General features: G+C 64.8%; 16 protein-coding genes and 1 tRNA gene. 14 read left to right on the forward strand and 3 right to left on the reverse strand.

What is annotated here, in order from left to right:
• Positions 1-72: 72 nt before the first annotated feature.
• From murJ to AC1DOM_RS07310, 7 genes are all read left to right on the forward strand, one after another.
• Complete coding sequence (gene murJ / locus AC1DOM_RS07280; protein WP_498961737.1) at positions 73-1665, forward strand: murein biosynthesis integral membrane protein MurJ; 1593 nt, start codon at positions 73-75, stop codon at positions 1663-1665.
• Positions 1666-1720: 55 nt separating this feature from the next.
• Positions 1721-2662, forward strand: a complete 942-nt coding sequence (locus AC1DOM_RS07285; protein WP_498961739.1) for a bifunctional riboflavin kinase/FAD synthetase — start codon at positions 1721-1723, stop codon at positions 2660-2662.
• Positions 2659-5499 carry an isoleucine--tRNA ligase gene (ileS, locus tag AC1DOM_RS07290; RefSeq protein ID WP_498961741.1) on the forward strand — a complete coding sequence of 947 codons (2841 nt, stop codon included), beginning with the start codon at positions 2659-2661 and terminating at the stop codon, positions 5497-5499. The genes AC1DOM_RS07285 and ileS overlap by 4 nt, the downstream gene beginning before the upstream one ends.
• Entirely contained in the window at positions 5499-5996 is a 498-nt protein-coding gene (lspA, locus tag AC1DOM_RS07295; RefSeq protein ID WP_498961743.1) for a signal peptidase II, read from the forward strand. The genes ileS and lspA overlap by 1 nt, the downstream gene beginning before the upstream one ends.
• Positions 5997-6004: 8 nt before the next feature.
• On the forward strand, positions 6005-6958 hold the full coding sequence (gene ispH, locus AC1DOM_RS07300) for a 4-hydroxy-3-methylbut-2-enyl diphosphate reductase (RefSeq protein ID WP_498961744.1): 954 nt from the start codon (positions 6005-6007) through the stop codon (positions 6956-6958).
• A 42-nt stretch (positions 6959-7000) separates the two neighbouring features.
• Positions 7001-7076 (forward strand) — tRNA-Thr (locus tag AC1DOM_RS07305).
• Positions 7077-7247: 171 nt separating this feature from the next.
• Positions 7248-8111 carry a DUF429 domain-containing protein gene (locus AC1DOM_RS07310; protein WP_498961746.1) on the forward strand — a complete coding sequence of 288 codons (864 nt, stop codon included), beginning with the start codon at positions 7248-7250 and terminating at the stop codon, positions 8109-8111.
• Positions 8112-8146: 35 nt separating this feature from the next.
• Here AC1DOM_RS07310 and AC1DOM_RS07315 read toward each other — a convergent pair whose 3' ends face one another.
• Together AC1DOM_RS07315 and AC1DOM_RS07320 are read right to left on the reverse strand one after the other, a co-directional pair.
• Positions 8147-9283, reverse strand: a complete 1137-nt coding sequence (locus AC1DOM_RS07315) for an aldo/keto reductase (RefSeq protein WP_498961748.1) — start codon at positions 9281-9283, stop codon at positions 8147-8149.
• Positions 9284-9392: 109 nt separating this feature from the next.
• Positions 9393-10283, reverse strand: a complete 891-nt coding sequence (locus AC1DOM_RS07320) for a LysR family transcriptional regulator (protein ID WP_498961750.1) — start codon at positions 10281-10283, stop codon at positions 9393-9395.
• Positions 10284-10384: 101 nt separating this feature from the next.
• Between AC1DOM_RS07320 and AC1DOM_RS07325 the strand changes: the two genes are divergently transcribed.
• The 6 genes from AC1DOM_RS07325 (at position 10385) to AC1DOM_RS07350 (ending at position 17344) form a co-directional block, all read left to right on the forward strand.
• Positions 10385-11245 (forward strand): aldo/keto reductase, encoded by an 861-nt coding sequence (locus tag AC1DOM_RS07325; RefSeq protein WP_498961752.1) that lies wholly within the window; start codon positions 10385-10387, stop codon positions 11243-11245.
• The gene (locus tag AC1DOM_RS07330; protein ID WP_498961754.1) at positions 11242-12294 is read left to right on the forward strand and encodes an alpha/beta hydrolase; all 1053 of its coding nucleotides are present in this window, start codon (positions 11242-11244) and stop codon (positions 12292-12294) included. The genes AC1DOM_RS07325 and AC1DOM_RS07330 overlap by 4 nt, the downstream gene beginning before the upstream one ends.
• An 11-nt stretch (positions 12295-12305) precedes the next feature.
• On the forward strand, positions 12306-13433 hold the full coding sequence (locus AC1DOM_RS07335) for a (R)-mandelonitrile lyase (RefSeq protein WP_498961756.1): 1128 nt from the start codon (positions 12306-12308) through the stop codon (positions 13431-13433).
• The gene (locus tag AC1DOM_RS07340) at positions 13430-14413 is read left to right on the forward strand and encodes an aldo/keto reductase (protein ID WP_498961758.1); all 984 of its coding nucleotides are present in this window, start codon (positions 13430-13432) and stop codon (positions 14411-14413) included. Before AC1DOM_RS07335 ends, AC1DOM_RS07340 begins: the two co-directional genes overlap by 4 nt.
• Positions 14414-14505: 92 nt before the next feature.
• A complete protein-coding gene (locus tag AC1DOM_RS07345; protein ID WP_498961760.1) occupies positions 14506-15630 on the forward strand; it encodes a S41 family peptidase in 1125 nt (374 codons plus the stop codon).
• 148 nt (positions 15631-15778) lie between these two features.
• Positions 15779-17344 carry a PAS domain-containing sensor histidine kinase gene (locus tag AC1DOM_RS07350; protein WP_498961762.1) on the forward strand — a complete coding sequence of 522 codons (1566 nt, stop codon included), beginning with the start codon at positions 15779-15781 and terminating at the stop codon, positions 17342-17344.
• A gap of 51 nt (positions 17345-17395) precedes the next feature.
• Here the strand turns inward: AC1DOM_RS07350 and AC1DOM_RS07355 are convergent, their stop codons facing one another.
• Positions 17396-17887 (reverse strand): hypothetical protein, encoded by a 492-nt coding sequence (locus AC1DOM_RS07355; protein WP_498961764.1) that lies wholly within the window; start codon positions 17885-17887, stop codon positions 17396-17398.
• Between the two features lie 36 nt (positions 17888-17923).
• Between AC1DOM_RS07355 and AC1DOM_RS07360 the strand changes: the two genes are divergently transcribed.
• Positions 17924-18361, forward strand: coding sequence for a low molecular weight protein-tyrosine-phosphatase (locus tag AC1DOM_RS07360; protein ID WP_498961766.1), 438 nt, complete (start codon positions 17924-17926; stop codon positions 18359-18361).
• Positions 18362-18484: the final 123 nt, after the last annotated feature.

Consider the following 18484-nt stretch of genomic DNA (forward strand, 5'->3'; position numbering starts at 1 on the left):
TTCAACCACTTGCGTCAACCACGGGGCCCACGCCGCATGAGTGGTCCCGGTCCGTCCGCCCCGCGCCCCCGGATGCTGCGGGGCCTGCTCTCCTTCGGCAGCATGACCATGGTCAGCCGGGTCTTCGGCCTGGTCCGGGACATGGTGATCAACAGCGTCTTCGGCGCCAACGCCATGACCGACGCGTTCTGGGTCGCCTTCCGCATCCCGAATTTCATGCGGCGGCTGTTCGCCGAAGGGTCGTTTTCGACTGCCTTCGTCCCGGTGTTCACGGAGATCAAGGAGAAGCGGACCCACGCCGAGCTGAAGGAACTGGTCTCGCGCACGGCCGGCACGCTGGGCGGGGTGCTGCTGGTGATCGTGGCCCTCGGGGTGTTCTTCGCGCCGCAGGTGACCTTGCTGTTCTCGCCCGGCGCGGCCGACGAGCCGCAGAAGTTCGCCCTCACGGTCACGCTGCTGCAGCTCACGTTCCCGTTCCTGTTGTTCGTCTCGCTGACCGCGCTGGCGGCCGGCGCGCTCAACAGCTTCCATCGCTTCGGCATGCCGGCGCTGACGCCGGTGATCCTCAACGTCTGCATGATCGCAGGCGCCTTGTGGCTGTCGCCCTTGCTGCAGGTGCCGATCCTCGCGCTGGGCTGGGCGATCCTCGCGGCGGGCGTGCTGCAGCTGCTGTTCCAGGTGCCGCAGCTGGCGAAGCTGGACCTGCTCTCGTGGCCCCGCTGGGGCGCGCGCCATCCGGACGTACGCAAGGTGATGCGCCTGATGGTGCCGACGCTGTTCGGCTCCTCGGTCGCGCAGATCAATCTGTTGCTCGATACGGTGATCGCATCTCTGCTGATCGCCGGTTCGCAGACCTGGCTGTCGCAGGCCGATCGCTTCCTCGAGCTGCCGCTCGGCGTGTTCGGCGTCGCGCTGGGCACGGTGATCCTGCCGGCGCTCGCGCGGCACCACGTCAACACTGATCGCGCCGGATTTTCCGCGGCGCTGGACTGGGGCCTGCGTACCACGCTGATGATCGCCACTCCCGCGATGCTCGGCCTGATGCTGCTGTGCGTACCGCTGGTGTCCACGTTGTTCCAGCACGGCCACTTCACCGCGTTCGACACGAAGATGGCGGCGCTGTCGGTGTTCGGCCTGAGCTTCGGCCTGCCGGCCTTCGCGCTGGTGAAAGTCGTGCTGCCCGCGTTCTACGCCCGCCAGGACACGAAGACGCCGGTGCGCGCGGGCGTGGCGTCGCTGGTGGCGAACATGGTGTTCAACGGCCTGTTCCTCGCGATCCTCTACATGGTCTGGGTCTCGCCGGCGATGAAGCAGGGCCCGGTGCTGGTCGCGCTTTCGCACACGCCCGGCCTGCATTTCGCGCTGGGCATGGCGTCGGCGGCGGCGAGTTACCTCAATTTGCTGCTGCTGTGGCGCTGGCTGCGGCAAGCGGGCGTTTACGAACGCAAGCCCGGCTGGGGCAAGTTCCTGGTGCGCCTGGCCGTGGCCTGCGGGGCGATGACGGTGGCGTTGATCCTCGGCCTGCGCATCGCGCCGGATTTCACGACGGTCGCGGTGGCCACGCGGATCCTGTGGCTCGGCCTGCTGGTCGGCGGCGGTGTCGCGGTGTACGGAGCGGCGATGGTCGCGATGGGCTTCCGCCTCTCGGACCTGAAGGAACATTGAGATCGATGTGTTCCGCGGGGCGGAGGGCAGGGCGGCAGCTATACTCCCGCGTTCCATGAGCAGGCTGTTCCGTGACGTCGAAGGCGGGCCCTTGTGCCCCCAAGGCAGCGTGGTCTGCATCGGCGCATTCGACGGCCTCCATCTCGGCCATCGCGCGCTGGTGCGCCGCGCCGTCGAGCGTGCGCGCGCGCTGGGCGTGCCCGCGGTCGCGCTGAGCTTCGAACCGCTGCCGCGCGAATTCTTCGCACCGGCCGAACCGCCGCCGCGCCTCACGCTCGCCCGCGCGAAGTTCGAAGGCCTGCGCGATCTCGGCATCGACCTCGTCGGCCTGCTGCGCTTCGATGCGAAGCTCGTTGCGATGTCCGCCGAACGCTTCGTCCGCGAGGTGTTGATCGATCGCCTCGACGCGCGCGAAGTATGGATCGGCCCCGATTTCCGTTTCGGCAAGGGCCGCGCCGGCGACCTTGCGTTGCTGCGCACCTTCGGCGAATTCGAAGCGCACGCGATCCATCCGGTCGTCGTCGACGGCGAGCGCGTGTCGAGCACGCGCATCCGCGCCGCGCTGACCGCGGGCGACTTCGACACCGCGCAACGCCTGCTCGGTCGCCGTTATTCGATCGCCGGCCGCGTCGTGCGCGGCAAGCAGCTCGGCCGCACGCTCGGCTATCCCACCGCGAACCTGCGCTACGGCCGTCGCCGCCCGCCGCTGCAGGGCATCTTTGCCACGCGCGTGCATGGCCTTGGCGATGCGCCGATTGATTCGGTGGCGAGCTTCGGCACGCGCCCGACGGTCGCGGGCGTGGAGCCCTTGCTCGAGGCGCACCTGTTCGACTTCGACGGCGACCTGTACGGTCGGCACATCGCAGTGGAATTCGTGGCGCACCTGCGCGACGAGGCGACCTTCACCGACTTGCCCGCGATGGTCGAACAGATCCATCGCGACGCGCGCCAGGCGCGCGACCTCCTCTCTTCCCTCTCGCAACAGGCTTGCGCGTGACCCAGGATTACAAGCCCACCATCCACCTGCCCGCGACGGACTTCCCGATGCGCGGCGACCTGCCCAAGCGCGAGCCTGAAACGCTCAAGCGTTGGGAGGCCGACGGCCTCTACGCGCAGATCCGCGCGAAGACGCAGGGCCGCCCGCGTTTCGTGCTGCACGACGGCCCGCCTTACGCCAACGGCCCGATCCACATCGGCCATGCGGTCAACAAGGTCCTCAAGGACATCGTGGTGAAGTCGAAGCTGATGGCCGGCTTCGATGCGCCCTACGTGCCCGGTTGGGATTGCCACGGCCTGCCGATCGAACTGGTCGTCGAAAAGAAGCATGGCAAGGTCGGCGTGAATCTCGACGCGGAAGCCTTCCGCGCGAAGTGCCGCGAATACGCCGCCGAGCAGATCGACGAACAACGCAAGGGCTTCAAGCGCCTGGGCGTGGTCGGCGAGTGGGAGCGCCCGTATCGCACGATGGACTTCCGCTACGAAGCCGACATGCTGCGTTCGCTGGCGAAGATCATCGACCGCGGCCATCTGGCGCGCGGCGTGAAGCCGGTGCACTGGTGTTTCGACTGCGGTTCGGCGCTGGCCGAAGCGGAGATCGAATACCAGGACAAGGCCTCGCCGGCGATCGATGTCGCGTATCGCGCGCGCCAGCCGCAGGCGCTCGCCACGGCGTTCGGCGTCGCGTTGCCTGAAGGCGTCGACGTCGCCGTGCCGATCTGGACGACCACGCCGTGGACGCTGCCCGCCAGCCTCGCGGTCACGCTCGGCCCGGAACTGGATTACGTGCTGGTCGAAGGCCCACAACGCGAGGGCAAGCGCGTGTGGCTCGTGCTCGCCGAAGCGCTCGCCGAAAAGGCGCTCGCGCGTTACGGCGTCGACGATTACGTCGTGCACGGCCGTGCGCAGGGTGTCGAACTCGAAGGCCAGCGCCTGCAACACCCGTTCTACGATCGCGAAATCCCGCTGATCCTCGGCGAACACGTGTCCGCCGAAGACGGCACCGGCGCCGTGCACACCGCGCCCGGCCACGGTCAGGAAGACTTCGCGGTCGGCCTGCGCTACGGGCTCACCGATGCCTACACCGCGGCGCAGGTGAATCCGGTCGACGGGCGCGGCGTTTACTTGCCGTCGACGCCGGCTGCAGGCGATACGCAGCTCGCGGGCCTGCACATCTGGAAAGCGAACGACGCGCTCGTCGAAGTACTGCGTGCGAACGGCGCGTTGCTCGCGCATTCCACGCTCGTGCACAGCTATCCGCATTGCTGGCGCCACAAGACGCCGGTGGCTTTCCGCGCGACGCCGCAGTGGTTCATCTCGATGGAGCAGGCCGGCCTGCGTCGCGATGCGCTCGCGGCGATCGGCCGCGTGCAGTTCTTCCCCGATTGGGGCGAAGCGCGCATCTTCGCGATGGTCGAAGGCCGCCCCGACTGGTGCATCTCGCGCCAGCGCACCTGGGGCGTGCCGATCGCGCTGTTCATCGATCGCGAAACCGGCGAACCGCATCCCGATTCGCCGGCGCTCATGCGCCAGGTCGCCGATCGCGTCGAGCAATCCGGCGTCGATGCTTGGTACGCACTGGATGCCGCCGAACTGTTGGGCGCCGACGCGTCGAAATACGAAAAGGTGCGCGACATCCTGGACGTGTGGTTCGACTCCGGCGTGAGCCACGAATGCGTACTCGCGCAGCGCCCTGACGACATGCTCGCGAAGCCCGCGGACCTCTACCTCGAAGGCTCCGACCAGCATCGCGGCTGGTTCCAGTCCTCGTTGCTGACCGGCGTGGCGATGGACGGCGATGCGCCGTATCGCCAGGTGCTGACACACGGTTTCACGGTCGACCAGAACGGCCGCAAGATGTCCAAGTCGCTCGGCAACGTGATCGATCCGCACAAGGTGATCGACCAGATGGGCGCCGACGTGTTGCGCCTGTGGATCGCTTCGACCGACTACCGCAACGAGATTTCGGTTTCCGACGAAATCCTCAAGCGCAACGGCGATGTGTATCGCCGCATCCGCAATACCGCGCGGTTCCTGCTGGGCAACCTGCATGGTTTCGATCCCGCGCGCGACCTCGCGTCGCTGGATGCGATGGTCGCGCTCGACCGCTGGATCGTGCATCGCGCCTTCGAGGTGCAGCAGAAGATCGCCGACGCCTATGCGCGTTACGACTTCGCGGAAATCGTGCAGGCGCTGGTCAACTTCTGCAGCGTGGACCTGGGCGCGTTGTATCTCGACGTGACGAAGGATCGTTTGTACACGCTGCGCGAGGACTCGCCCGCGCGTCGTTCGGCGCAGTCGGCGATGTACCGCATCGCGGAAGCCTTCGTGCGTTGGATCGCACCGATCCTCTCGTTCACCGCCGATGAAATGTGGGCGCAGATCCCGGGCCACCGCGAGGGGAACGTGTTGTTCGCCACGTGGTACGACGGCCTGGCGCCGCTCGGCGACGATGCGGTGCTGACTGTCGAAGACATGGATCGGCTGCTGGAGCTGCGCGACAACGTGGCGAAGGTGCTCGAGCCGATGCGTGCCAATGGCCAGATCGGTGCCGCGCTGGAAGCCGAGATCGGCATTCGTTGTGGCGTCGCCGACCAGAATTGGCTCGCGCCGCTCGTCGACGAGTTGCGCTTCCTGCTGATCAGCGGCGACGTGCATTTGAACCCCGACGACAACGCCGAAGAAATGCAGATCACCGCCGCGCCCACGCAGAAGACCAAGTGCGTGCGTTGCTGGCAGCATCGCGGCGATGTCGGCGCGGTCGCGGCGCATCCGCAATTGTGCGGGCGTTGCGTCAGCAACGTCGAAGGCCCCGGCGAAACAAGGATGTATTTCTGATGCGCAATTCCCCCAACGCAACGCCGTGGCTGCTGCTGTCCGTCGCGATCATCGTGCTGGACCAACTCTCGAAGAGTTGGGTGCTCGCCAGCCTTCCCGAATACCAGCCGGTCGTCGTCATCGAAGGCTTCTGGAACTGGTATCGCAGCTACAACACCGGCGCGGCCTTCAGTTTCCTGAGCGACGCCGGCGGCTGGCAGAAGTGGATGTTCACCGCGCTGGCCTTCGTGATCAGCGGCCTGCTGGCCTTCTGGCTGGCGCGTACCCCGCGGCGCGACTGGCGCACCGCAGTGCCCTTCGCGCTGGTGATCGGCGGCGCGCTGGGCAACGTGATCGACCGCCTGCGCCACGGCCACGTGGTCGATTTCATCCAGTGGCATTGGCGCGACCACGCCTGGCCGGCCTTCAACGTGGCCGACTCGGCGATCGTGGTCGGGGCCATCGGCATCGCCCTGTTCGGCTTGCTGCAAGGCAAGCGGGCGCCGGAAGCGCGATAATCCGTCCCATGGACATTCTGCTGGCCAATCCGCGCGGTTTCTGCGCCGGCGTCGACCGCGCGATCGAGATCGTCAAGCGCGCCCTCGAATTGCTGGGCGCGCCGATCTACGTCCGCCATGAAGTGGTGCACAACCGCTTCGTGGTCGACGACCTCAAGCATCGCGGCGCGATCTTCGTCGAAGAACTCGACGAGGTGCCCGACAACGCGACGGTCATCTTTTCCGCGCACGGTGTTTCGCAGGCCGTGCGCCAGGAAGCCGCGCGCCGCGGGTTGAAAGTCTTCGACGCCACGTGCCCGTTGGTGACCAAGGTCCACCTCGAAGTCGCGCGCCAATGCCGCGCCGGCCGCGACATGGTGCTGATCGGCCACGCCGGCCACCCGGAAGTGGAAGGCACGATGGGGCAGTGGAACATGCAGGCCGGTGGCGGCCGGATCTACCTGGTCGAAGACATCGATGACGTCGCCACGCTCGACATCGCACAGCCGACCAACTGCGCGTACACGACGCAGACCACGCTCTCGGTCGACGACACGCGCAGCATCATCGATGCCCTGCGCGTGCGTTTCCCGCAGATCCAGGGCCCGAAGAACGACGACATCTGCTACGCCACGCAGAACCGCCAGGACGCGGTGCGCGAACTCACGCAGGCCGCCTGCGACCTCGTGCTCGTCGTCGGTTCGCCCAACAGCTCCAACTCCAACCGCCTGCGCGAACTGGCCGAACGCGAGGGCGTGGAAGCCCACCTGATCGACGGCGCGAGCGAAATCGACCCGCGCTGGGTGGTCGGCCGCCGCCACATCGGCGTGACCGCGGGCGCCTCGGCCCCCGACGTGCTCGTCCGGGGCGTGATCGCGCGCCTGCGCGAGCTCGGCGCCGGCGGCGTGCGTGAACTGGACGGAAAACCCGAGGACATGGTGTTCGCGCTGCCGAAGGAATTGCGGCTGACGCTGGTCGAGTGACATTGACCCGGCCCCCCGCCGGCCCCTAGAATTCACGGCTCAGCCGGAATAGCTCAGTTGGTAGAGCGGCGCATTCGTAATGCGTAGGTCGTAGGTTCGATTCCTATTTCCGGCACCAGTAGAAACAAGGGCTTGCAAGGCACAACCTTGCAGGCCCTTTTTCTTTGCGCTTGCTGGGGTCCAATTGGGGTCCATGCGTCCACCCCTGAAATGGGTAGCCGCAAGTCTCTCTACGTTGATGCATTCTCGCTGTGGCAATCCCGGGAATCTTCCGCAGAAGGGATTTGGAATGGCGAACCTGCTAGTTGGATTTGATTCGGCCTGGACCCCGGGAAAGCGCGGGGCGATCGTCGCCGCCATCCAAAACGATGATGGCGCGTTCCGGGTACTAGGCGATCCGCAAATCGCAAACTTCCGTGAAGCTGAAGATGCGATTCGCAGATGGCAGGCCGAACTATCTCCGGTCTCCACGGTCATCCTGCTCGACCAGCCGACGATCGTGAACAACAGCGCAGGTCAGCGACCTGTCGAGAACATCGTTTCTTCCAGCGTGAGCCTTCGCCATGGGGGCATGCAGCCTGCCAACACCGCACGAGCAGACATGTTTGGCGAAGGCGCGCCAGTTTGGACCTTCATCGACCAATTCGGCGGCGCCGCCGACCCGTTGACTCCCCGACCCGGTGACGACGCCGTTGTCTTTGAAACCTACCCGGTCCTGGTGCTCATCGCGCTTGGCTGGCTCCGGGAGGATCTGCGGCATGCCGGGCGCCTTCCGAAGTACAACCCGGAGCGCAAGAAGACGTTTTCGTTGGAAGATTGGCAGTACGTTTGCACCATGGCGTCCGCTGCATTTCAAGAGCGGGATCTTGGCGGGATTGCTCGCTGGATCGACGAGGCGCACGACAAGGATCGCCCGGGCAAGAGAGACCAGGACAAGTTGGATGCCTGTTTATGTCTGCTCGTGGCACTGCACATGGCAGAGGGCAGGGACTGCCTGATGGTCGGCGATCATCAAAGCGGCTACATCGTCGTGCCGCACAGCCCAAGCCTACAATCGGAACTCGAGGCGCGATGCAGCGTCACCGTCAGGCCGGCGTCCGAGTGGGTATGCACGTTCAAGCTCAGCATGACGACAGTGGCAAAGCGCGAATAGCCCACGCGTTACCAATACAACGTTCGTAATGCGCGCTAAGAGGTGGGCGCTTCTACTCCGCTGAAGACCTGTACGGCTGGCGGCAATCTCTCACCTTGAATCGCGATCTTCGCAAGCGCGGAATCGAGCTCTTCAAGGTCCACCGCGCTAAATGCAATTTTGTCTGCGCCGATGTTCTCGACCATGTGGGCCATCTGCGTCGTCCCCGGGATAGGCACGATCCAGGGCTTGCGTGCCATCAGCCACGCGAGCGCGATTTGCGCCGGCGTCGCCTGCTTTCGACGAGCCCACTCCTGCAAGAGCGCAACCAGCGTCAGGTTGTGCGGCACGTTTTCGGGCGAGAACCGGCCCTCGATCTTGCGGATGTCGCCGTCGGCGAAGCGCGTCTTCTCGTCGATTGCCCCGGTGAGGAATCCGACGCCGAGCGGGCTCCACGGCACGAAGCCGATACCCAGTTCCTCGCACAGCGGGATCACTTCTTGTTCGGGGCCGCGCCACAGCATCGAGTATTCGTTCTGCACGGCGGTGAGTGGCAACTCGGCGTGCGCGCGCCGCAGCGTGCCCAGTCCCATTTCGGAGAGCCCCCAGTGCAGCACCTTGCCTTGTAGCTTTAGTTCCTTGATGGCGCCGGCGACGTCTTCGATCGGCACCGCGGGATCGACGCGGTGCTGGTAGAGCAAATCGATTCGGTCTGTGCGCAGCCGCTTGAGCATTCCGTCGACAGCCAACTTGATGTGGTCGGGACGACTGTTGAGCCCGGGCCCGCGCGCGCCAGTTTTCAGGTCGATGTTCCAGCCAAACTTGGACGTGATCACAACATCGTTGCGGAACGGCGCGATGCCTTCGCCCAGGATGCGTTCCACCTCATGTGGGCCGTAAGCCTCGGCGGCGTCGAAGAAGGTCACGCCGCGATCGAATGCGGTGCGGATGATGTTGTGCATCTCCAATCGCGTCGGCACCGTCGTCTGGTACGTGCGACTCATGTTCTGCACGCCGAGACCGATGCTCGAAACTTCCAGCGCGCCGAGCTTGCGACGTCGGGAAAGCCGCGTCTCAGAAGCAGCAGCTCCGCTGGCAGCGCGGGCCCCGCCGGCAACCAGCGGCGCGGCGGCGAGCCCCGCGGCTCCCATCAGGAAATTGCGGCGACCGTTATCGGCTTCGTGGCGCGCCATGGGCTTCTCCTCGTCCTGCGTGACAGGAGATCGATGTTAGGCACTGCGCTCATGGCGATTGAGTAGGCTGGACTGGATGCGGTCATGAACCGCTCGCATCAATCGACACTCATCCGTGGCGCAGGGCGTCGACCACCAGCGAGAACGCAAGCGAAGGTTGGCGGCGACTCGGGTAGTACAGGTGATAGCCGGCGAAGGGCTCGCACCAATCTTCGAGTACGCGAACCAAGCGGCCATCGGCGACTGCCTGCGAGACAAGGTCATCCATCAGAAAGGCCAGCCCGACGCCGTTCACCGCCGCGTCGAGCGCAACGATCGAATCGTTGACGATCATCGGCCCCTCCACGCGCACGTTGACGTCGCGACCATCGCGCGACAGCTCCCACGCATACAGGCCGCCGCGCGTCGGCATGCGCAGATTGATGCAACGATGGGCAGTGAGGTCGTTCGGTGTCTGGGGAATCGGATGCCGTTTGAAGTAGTCGGGCGAGCCCACCACGGCCTGGCGCAAGTCGCCGCCGATCCGGACTGCGATCATTTCGTTGGCGAGTTGCTCGCCGAGCCGAACGCCGGCATCGAAGCGGTCCGCAACGATATCGACCAACGTGGCATCCAGGCTCAGCTCGACGTGGATGTCCGGGTACTCCGACAACAGCGGTGACAGCTTCGGGATCAGCACGGTCTGGGCAGCGTGTCGACTTGTCGTAATGCGTACGAGTCCAGCCGGCTTCTCACGAAGCTCACCCAGCGCGCCTATCTTCGCGTCGATGTCCTGAAGCGCCGGTTTGAGGGTCGCGATGAGCTCGTCGCCAGCGGCCGTAGGCAACACGCTGCGCGTGCTGCGCGAGAGCAGCCGCACACCCAGACGCGCTTCCAGGCGCCGCACCGTATGGCTGATGGACGACTGCGACGTGCCGAGTTTGGCGGCCGCCTTCGTGAAGCTTCGTTCTTCGGCGACCGCGAGGAAGGCGACCAGGTCCGAGAGGTTCTGCCGCTCCATTGATGAATCCTGCGCATAGGGACAATCGGCTTTTACCACTTTATCCGTATGGCTGACGGGAGAAAGATGGCAGTCCCCCAACACCAATCCCGGAGCGACTGATGCAAACGGTCACGCTCAACAATGGCGTCCAGATGCCGATTCTCGGCTTCGGCGTCTACCAGATGACGGACGCCGATACCGAGGCGAGCGTGCTTGAAGCGCTGCGCGTCGGCTATCGCCTCGTCGACACCGCGGCGATTTACGGCAACGAAGAAGCCGTGGGCCGCGCACTCAAGGCCAGCGGCGTGCCGCGCGAGGAGCTATTCGTCACCACCAAGTTGTGGATCGACGACGCGACTGAGGCCGGCGCGAAGCGCGCCGTCGCCCAATCCCTTGCGCGACTGCAACTCGACTACCTCGACCTCTACCTGATCCACCAGCCATACCACGACGTGCACGGCGCATGGCGGGCGATGGAGGCCCTCAATGACGCGGGCACGCTGCGCGCGATTGGCGTAAGCAACTTTCAGCCCGATCGGCTCATCGACCTGTTGGTGCACCACCGCGTACCGCCTGCGGTGAACCAGATCGAGACGCACCCTTACCAGCAGCAGATGGTTGCAGGCGAGTTGCTCAAGGAGCGCGGTATCCAGCACGAGTCGTGGGCGCCTTTCGCGGAAGGCCGCAATGACATGTTCCACAACCCGGTGCTCGCCGGAATCGCGCAGCGGCACGGCAAGAGCGTCGCGCAAGTTGTGCTGCGCTGGCTCACACAGCGCGGGATCGTCGTGATTCCAAAATCGATCAAGCCGGATCGGATCGCCGAGAACTTCGACATCTTCGGTTTCGATCTGGCGCCGGAGGAGATGGCCGCCATCACGACGCTCGACACCGGGCAGAGCCTGTTTTTCGATCATCGCGATCCAAAGATGGTCGAGTTCCTCAGCGTGCGTCGCAAGCAGTCGGGAGCGCCGGCATGAAGTACACACTCAAGATCACCCTGCTCGCCGTGGTGTTGGCATTCGCGGCACGCGAAGCCGCCGCGGCCGACTACCGAGGGAACCCTTACACGCTCGCATACGACGGCGCGATCACGGAAAACGTGGCAGGCCACGTCAACATCCACCCGGTCACCTACGAGCTCAACGGCCTGCGCATCGCGGCGAATGTCTACACACCCGCGAACTATGACGCGAAGAACACTTACCCCGCGGTCGTGGTCGCGCACCCGAACGGCGGCGTGAAGGAACAGGCGGCGGGCCTGTACGCGCAGCGTCTGGCCGAAGCGGGCTACATCACGATCACCGCGGACGCCGCATACCAGGGCGCGAGTGGCGGGCAACCGCGCAGCGTCGACAAGCCGGCGTATCGCATCGAAGACATCCATGGGATGGCCGACTACATCACGCGCTATCCGGGGGTCGATGCGACCCGCCTGGGCCTGCTTGGCATCTGCGGCGGCGGCGGGTACTCGCTGGCGGCGGCGCAGACGGACAAGCGCTTCAAGGCAGTCGCAACACTGAGCATGTTCAACTCCGGCCGGGTGCGTCGGAACGGCTACATGGACTCGCAGCTCGCGACGATCAACGAGCGGATGCGACAGGCATCGGCGGCTCGCGCGCAGGAAGCCGCCGGTGGAGAAGTGCTCTATTCAGGCGACGCCAATCTGACGGACGAACAGATCGCCAAGTTGCCATTCGATCTCTATCGACAGGGATACGTCTACTACTGGAAGACGCACGCGCATCCCAACTCGACCTTCAAGTACACGACGAGCAGCCTGTTGGACTTGATGCGCTTCGATGCCACCGACCAGATCGAGCTCATCGATCAACCGCTGTTGATGATCGCGGGCAGCAAAGCTGACAGCCTGTACATGTCCGAGCAAGCTTTCGCCAAGGCGACCGGCACGCAAGACAAGGATCTGTTCAAAATCGACGGCGCGACGCACATCGAAACGTACTGGGTGCCGAAATACGTGGACGCTGCGATTGGCAAGCTGACCGCGTTCTACACGAGAACCCTTTGAGGAGCGGGACCATGAAGATGCTGTTGGGACTCGCGCTATCTACGGTCACGCCGATGGTGGCCGACGCGGCGCAACAGATCACGCGCGCAGGTGCGCAAGCGGCAACGGTCGGGCCCGTGGAATACTTTACCGGCAACGTGCGGGTCGACCCGCTGTTTCCGCCCGACCCGAACATCAACGCCTCCGCTGCGTATGTGAGCTTCGCGCCGGGCGCGCGCTCCGCGTGGCACACGCATCCCGCGGGGCAACGCTTGGTCGTGGTGTCCGGTGTCGGCCTGACGCAGGAGTGGGGCAAGCCCGTGCAGGAAATCCATCCGGGAGACGTCATCGTGTGCCCGCCTGGCGTCAAGCATTGGCATGGTGCGGCGCCTTCGACGCCGATGAAACACCTCGCGATCACCGGCGCGGTGGACGGCAAGAACGTGGAGTGGATGGAAAAGGTAACCGACGCGGAGTACGGCGCACGCGAGGCGATTACGCAGCCGGAAGCCGAGTCGCTAACTTCCAGGCAGAGGGCGATCCCGCTTATCGGCGCTGCGATGGCAAGGAGCGACCTGCCCGCCCTCGAAGCCGCCCTAAATCGAGGACTCGACGCGGGCCTGACTATCAGCGAAGCCAAAGAAGTCCTGGTGCAGCTCTACGCCTATGCGGGCTTCCCGCGCAGCCTCAACGCACTCGGCGCGCTGATGAAAGTCGTCGGCGAGCGTAAGCAGCGCGGCATTGAAGACGCGCCCGGGCGAGAGCCGTCACGCACGATCCCAACCGGCGACGCCTTGCTCGCGGCAGGCACAGCAAACCAGACGCGCATCTCGGGCGCGCCCGTTGGGGGTCCGCTGTTCGAGTTCGCGCCCGTCATCAAACGATACCTTCAAGCGCACCTGTTCGGCGACGTCTTCGAGCGCGACAACCTAGATTGGCAAAGCCGTGAACTTGCCACCGTCGGCGCGCTCGCAGCCACGCCGGGTGCAGAACCGCAGTTGCTTTCGCACATGGCAGCGAGCATGCGCGTCGGCCTCACGACCCACCAGTTGCGTGGTTTGACGAACGTGCTCGCCGACGCTGGCGAGACGGAAGCCGCGAGGCGCGCAAGTGAAGCGCTGGATCACCACATGCAACAACCTGCGGGAGATCGCAAGTGAAGACGCGCAAACTCGGCAACAGCAACCTCGAAGTCTCCGCCATCGGCCTGGGCTGCATGGGCTTGAGCCACGCCTACGGACCCGCGGTGGAAAAGACCGACGGCATCGCGCTGATCCGCGGTGCATTCGAGCGTGGCGTGACGTTCTTCGACACCGCCGAAGCTTACGGCCAGGGCGATAACGAGGAACTGTTGGGAGAAGCATTGGCGCCTGTGCGTAACGAGGTCGTACTCGCGACCAAGTTCGGGTTCACCAACGGCGATCCGACGCAAGGCATGGACAGCCGGCCGGAGCGTATCCGAGTGGTGGCAGACGCCGCGCTGAAGCGGTTGCACACCGATCGCATCGACCTGTTCTACCAACATCGTGTCGATCCGAACGTGCCGATGGAGGATGTCGCGGGCACGGTTCGAGACTTGATCGCGGAAGGCAAGGTCAAGCATTTCGGATTGTCTGAGGCGGGCGTCGACTCGATTCGTCGTGCTCATGCGGTGCAACCCGTGGCCGCGTTGCAGAGCGAGTACTCCCTCTGGTGGCGTGAGCCGGAAGAGCGGGTGCTTCCGACCCTTGAGGAACTGGGGATCGGCTTCGTGCCCTTCAGCCCGCTGGGCAAAGGCTTCTTAACCGGCACGATCCGCGCCGATGCGACGTTCGGGAGCGATGACTTCCGCAGCGTCGTGCCGCGATTCTCTCCACAAGCACTGCAAGCCAACCAGGTGTTGATCCAATTGCTCGGCAAGATCGCCGAAGACAAGCGCGCGACACCAGCGCAGGTCGCGATCGCGTGGCTGCTCGCACAGCGGCCTTGGATCGTGCCGATCCCCGGGACGACCAAGCTCCATCGCCTTGAAGAGAACCTTGGGGCCGAGGGCATAACGCTGTCAGCCATGGACCTCGACGAAATCGCGCAGGTTCTCGCGCAGGTGAAGATAGAGGGGGATCGTTATCCGCCGGCATTGCAGGCGCGAGTCGGGCGCTGACCGCTCGTGGCCGGAGTCGAGGGAGTGGCCCGTCTTCGTAATGCGTAGGTCGTAGGTTCGATTCCTATTTCCGGCACCAGAAGAACGAGGGCTTGCAAGGCACAACCTTGCAGGCCCTTTTTCTTTTCCCGACAGGCGTGACCGCAACCGATGTCTTGCCGCGTTCCGACGGTCATGGCGCTTCCGCCGGGGAGGATCCAATGCGTGGCCGCAATCTCTTGATGCTCGTTGCGTTGGCGTCGCTGGTGCCGTCGGCATTCGCGGAAACCAAAGCCGTTCCCGCGGCGCCAGCGTCCTCCATGGCGCCCGAAGCCAAGGCGTATCTCGACGAAGCGATCGCCTTGTTTCGCAAGTCGCACATCAATGCGGGAAAGATGGACTGGCCTGCGTTGACGGCGAAGGCCCATGCCACCGCAGCCGGGGCCAGGACGCCGCGCGATACCTATCCGGCGATCCAACTGATCATCGAGGCGCTTGGCGAAAAGCACACCAGGTTCATGGATCCCGATGCCGCAAAGGCGGAAGCCACCGGTGTTTCGACAAGTTCGGCGACTGCACCACCACTGGCGCTTGCGGAAGTGGCAAAGCTCGCCAACGGAGTGGGGCTCGTGCGTCTGTATGGCTTCCAGGGCCCGGACGCGTGGGCCAGGCAGTACGTGGACCATGGGCGCAGCAGGATCGCGGGGCTGCAGGCCGAGGGCGTGTGCAGGTTCATCCTCGACCTGCGGTCGAATGGCGGCGGCAACATGTATCCGATGCTGAGTGCGCTAAGTCCATTGCTCGACGATGGCAACCTCGGAAGGTTCGAGTATGCCGACGGGCACATGACGTACTGGGGGCTCAAGGGCGGGGATGCGCTCGAGACAAATGCGGCTTTCGCGAACGTAGCGCCGAAAAAGGCAGCAACCTTGCCCGTCGCCGTCCTGCTCGGCACACGCACCGCCAGTTCCGGCGAATTGACGGCGATGTCGTTCAAGGGCCGTGCGAACACCCGTTTTTTCGGATCGCCGACCGGAGGGTATGTGACCGGAAACGATCCGATGACCCTGTCGGATGGCGCTGTGATCGTGATGACGGACGGGTGGGGCGTCGATCGCACCGGCAAGAAGTATGTCGATGTAGTTCTGCCGGACGAAGACACCGGTTACGGTGGCCCGACGTTGGATGCAGCGATCGATTGGTTGATGCATCAGGACTGCCATTCGCGCTCCGAGTGACCGTTTTCGGTCAAGGCGCGTTTACTGCCCCCCCGTTTCCGGGGGGATCACTTTCGCGCCTCCCGCACTACAGTCCTCTGTCCCCTCGGAGAGGGATAATCCACGCGGCAGGAGGCCTCCTCCAATCGGCCTACCCCCGCGAGTCCAGATGACCTTCGATTTCGATGCACTGCTCGATGCAGTGGCCTGGGAAGACACGCCCCTTGGCGGCCGATCCACGTGGCCACCCGCGCTCGACGCGTTCCTTGCACTCCTCAAGCGCAGCCGCCGCCCGCAATACCTGGTATGGGGGCCCGATCGCCGCTTCTTCTACAACGCCGCCTTCCTTCCGGTCATCGGCATCAAGCATCCGGCGGGTTTCGGCATGCCGATGGCCGAGGTCTGGCCGGAAGTCTGGGAAGACATCGAGCCTTTGGTGACGACCTCGATCCGCGATGGCGAGGCGCATTACTTCGAAGACCTGCCATTCGTGTTGCAACGGCACGGCTACGACGAACTGACGTATTTCAGTTTTTCGTACACGCCCGTCCAGGCCGATGACGGAAAGGTGTGCGGTCTGATGTGCGTCCTGGCCGAGCGCACGAAGGAGATGCAGGCGCACGCGCGGCGGCGGTCCGAACTGGATCGCTTGCAACGCATGTTCAAGCAGGCGCCTGGCTTCATGTGCATCACGCAGGGGCCGACGCACGAGTATGCGATCGTCAATGGCGCGTTCGAAAACCTGATCGGGCTTTCGGATGTCGACATGTTGGGACGTGCAGTGCGGGACGTGCTTCCGGAAATCGTGGACCAGGGCTATCTCGCATTGCTCGACAACGTCTACGCGACGGGCGAATCCTTCGTCGGTCGCGCCATGCCGGTCCGACTGGCGCGCACCGCCGGCCATGCGGCGCAGGACACCTTCTACGTCGACTTCGTCCACCAGCCGATCGTCGATGACGACGGGAGCGTGTGGGGTGTTTTCACGCAGGGCTCGGACGTTACCGATCGCGTGCGGGCGGAACAGGGCCTGCGCGAGGCGAATGCGCGCAAGGACCAGTTCCTCGCCGTGCTCGGGCACGAATTGCGCAACCCGTTGGCGCCGATCCACACCGCCGCCCAGGTGCTGCGCCATCTCGTCTCTCACGACGACTGTGCCATGAAATGCGTCGACGTCATCGCGCGGCAGGCGCAGCAAATGTCGTCGATGGTCGAAGACCTGATGGATATCACGCGGATCGGCAACGGGCTGCTCACGCTGAAATCCGAACGCGTGGACTTGTGTGCCGTCGTGCGGGGCGCCGTCGACCAGATGCGGAATAAAGCCAGCGAGCGCGCGCATGCGCTGAACGTGAACCTCCCGGAGACATCGGCGTTCGTCACCGGCGACGCCACGCGCCTGACGCAGATGCTCTCCAACCTGCTGTCGAATGCGATCCGCTACACGCCGCGCGGCGGCACGATCGAAGTCTCGCTCGCGCTTTGCGACAGCCACGTCCGGCTGGAAGTGGCGGACAACGGCCATGGCATCGGCCCGGAGCTCATGCCGAACCTGTTCGTCCAGTTCGCGCAGGAGAAGCGATCGGCCGATCGCACCGGTGGATTGGGCATCGGCTTGCCGTTGGTCAAAGCGCTGGTCGATGCGCACGGCGGGCGCATCCAGGTGATCAGCGAAGGCACGGGGCAGGGCAGCAGGTTCGTGATCGAGCTTCCCGCGGCGACCGGCACGCAGTAACGCATCGCACGCCGTCACTCCAAAGCCCCGCGCAAGCGGGGTTTTTTTGTTTCATCTCGCGGGGTGGAACCGCCGCACGACGAAGATCGTCAAAACGACGAACACCACCAGCACCACGCCCTGCGCGATGGCGAACGGCGGTTCGGCCTGCGTCGGTGCCAGCGCGTGCAGGGCCGGCACTTTCAGGAACAACTGCGCCACGAGCACGAACACGTTGAGGTACAGCGAGATCATCGCGCCGACGGCGAAGATCCACCGCCACGCGCCGGTCATGTGCCGGCCGTAGAGTGCGAACAGCGTGGGCACCAGGACGAGCGTCGACACGATGCCGGTGCCGAAGGCGGGCGTGAATCCGCGGAACGGGAAGAAGAAGCCCGTGACCGTCGTGGCGACCGTGGTCCACAGGAACCAGTGCGTCCATCGCGGCATCAATTGCGATGCGAGCAGGCCCCTGGCGACGACCAGCCCCGTCAGGATGGCGATCAGGCTGAGCGCGACGTGGACCAGTGTCAGCGGGTGGTTCAGGGGCAGGACGGGTTCCATCGGGAGTCCTCGCTAAGGCCGTAGACTGCGCGAATCATGATCCATCGCATCCTGATCGTCTGCGTCGGCAACATCTGCCGATCGCCCATGGCCGAAGTGGTGCTCCGCAAGCATCTCGGCGGGGGCGAGGAGGTGCGCGTGGAATCGGCGGGCCTGGCCGCGCTGGTCGGCAATCCGATCGACCCCCTCGCCGAGCGCGTGCTGGTCGATCACGGCCTGACGGCGCAGGGGCATTCTGCGCGGCAGGTCACCGAAGCGATGATTTCGCAGTCCGATCTCGTGCTTGCGATGCAGAGGCGTCATATCGGCGCGATCCATGCGATCGCCCCGCAGGCTCGGGGCAAGACCTTCCTGTTGGGCAAGTGGGAAGGCGACGACGAAGTGCCCGACCCCTACGGTAAGACCATGCCGGTTTTCGAGGAGGCCTACCGCCGCATCGACCGCATGCTGTACGCCTGGCGAATGCACCTTTAGGCCTGCTCGTTGCGGTAAACGGACGTCGGCCGCGGCACCGGCCAAGCAGACGAACGTTGCTGAACGATTCGACGATCGGCAGGCCTCGATCGGCATTTAACTGTTTTTCTTCATCTTTTCGTC

This window comes from Lysobacter sp. P5_B12 (genome assembly GCF_056400425.1).

What these genes read in the sequence shown, in the direction of transcription:
- AC1DOM_RS07285 (WP_498961739.1), top strand. Translation starts at nt 1,721, where the DNA reads ATGAGCAGGCTGTTCCGTGACGTCGAAGGCGGGCCCTTGTGCCCCCAA.
- AC1DOM_RS07355 (WP_498961764.1), bottom strand. Translation starts at nt 17,887, where the DNA reads ATGGAACCCGTCCTGCCCCTGAACCACCCGCTGACACTGGTCCACGTC.
- murJ (WP_498961737.1), top strand. Translation starts at nt 73, where the DNA reads ATGCTGCGGGGCCTGCTCTCCTTCGGCAGCATGACCATGGTCAGCCGG.
- ispH (WP_498961744.1), top strand. Translation starts at nt 6,005, where the DNA reads ATGGACATTCTGCTGGCCAATCCGCGCGGTTTCTGCGCCGGCGTCGAC.
- AC1DOM_RS07325 (WP_498961752.1), top strand. Translation starts at nt 10,385, where the DNA reads ATGCAAACGGTCACGCTCAACAATGGCGTCCAGATGCCGATTCTCGGC.
- AC1DOM_RS07335 (WP_498961756.1), top strand. Translation starts at nt 12,306, where the DNA reads ATGAAGATGCTGTTGGGACTCGCGCTATCTACGGTCACGCCGATGGTG.
- AC1DOM_RS07360 (WP_498961766.1), top strand. Translation starts at nt 17,924, where the DNA reads ATGATCCATCGCATCCTGATCGTCTGCGTCGGCAACATCTGCCGATCG.
- AC1DOM_RS07315 (WP_498961748.1), bottom strand. Translation starts at nt 9,283, where the DNA reads ATGGCGCGCCACGAAGCCGATAACGGTCGCCGCAATTTCCTGATGGGA.
- AC1DOM_RS07310 (WP_498961746.1), top strand. Translation starts at nt 7,248, where the DNA reads ATGGCGAACCTGCTAGTTGGATTTGATTCGGCCTGGACCCCGGGAAAG.
- lspA (WP_498961743.1), top strand. Translation starts at nt 5,499, where the DNA reads ATGCGCAATTCCCCCAACGCAACGCCGTGGCTGCTGCTGTCCGTCGCG.
- AC1DOM_RS07320 (WP_498961750.1), bottom strand. Translation starts at nt 10,283, where the DNA reads ATGGAGCGGCAGAACCTCTCGGACCTGGTCGCCTTCCTCGCGGTCGCC.
- AC1DOM_RS07330 (WP_498961754.1), top strand. Translation starts at nt 11,242, where the DNA reads ATGAAGTACACACTCAAGATCACCCTGCTCGCCGTGGTGTTGGCATTC.
- AC1DOM_RS07350 (WP_498961762.1), top strand. Translation starts at nt 15,779, where the DNA reads ATGACCTTCGATTTCGATGCACTGCTCGATGCAGTGGCCTGGGAAGAC.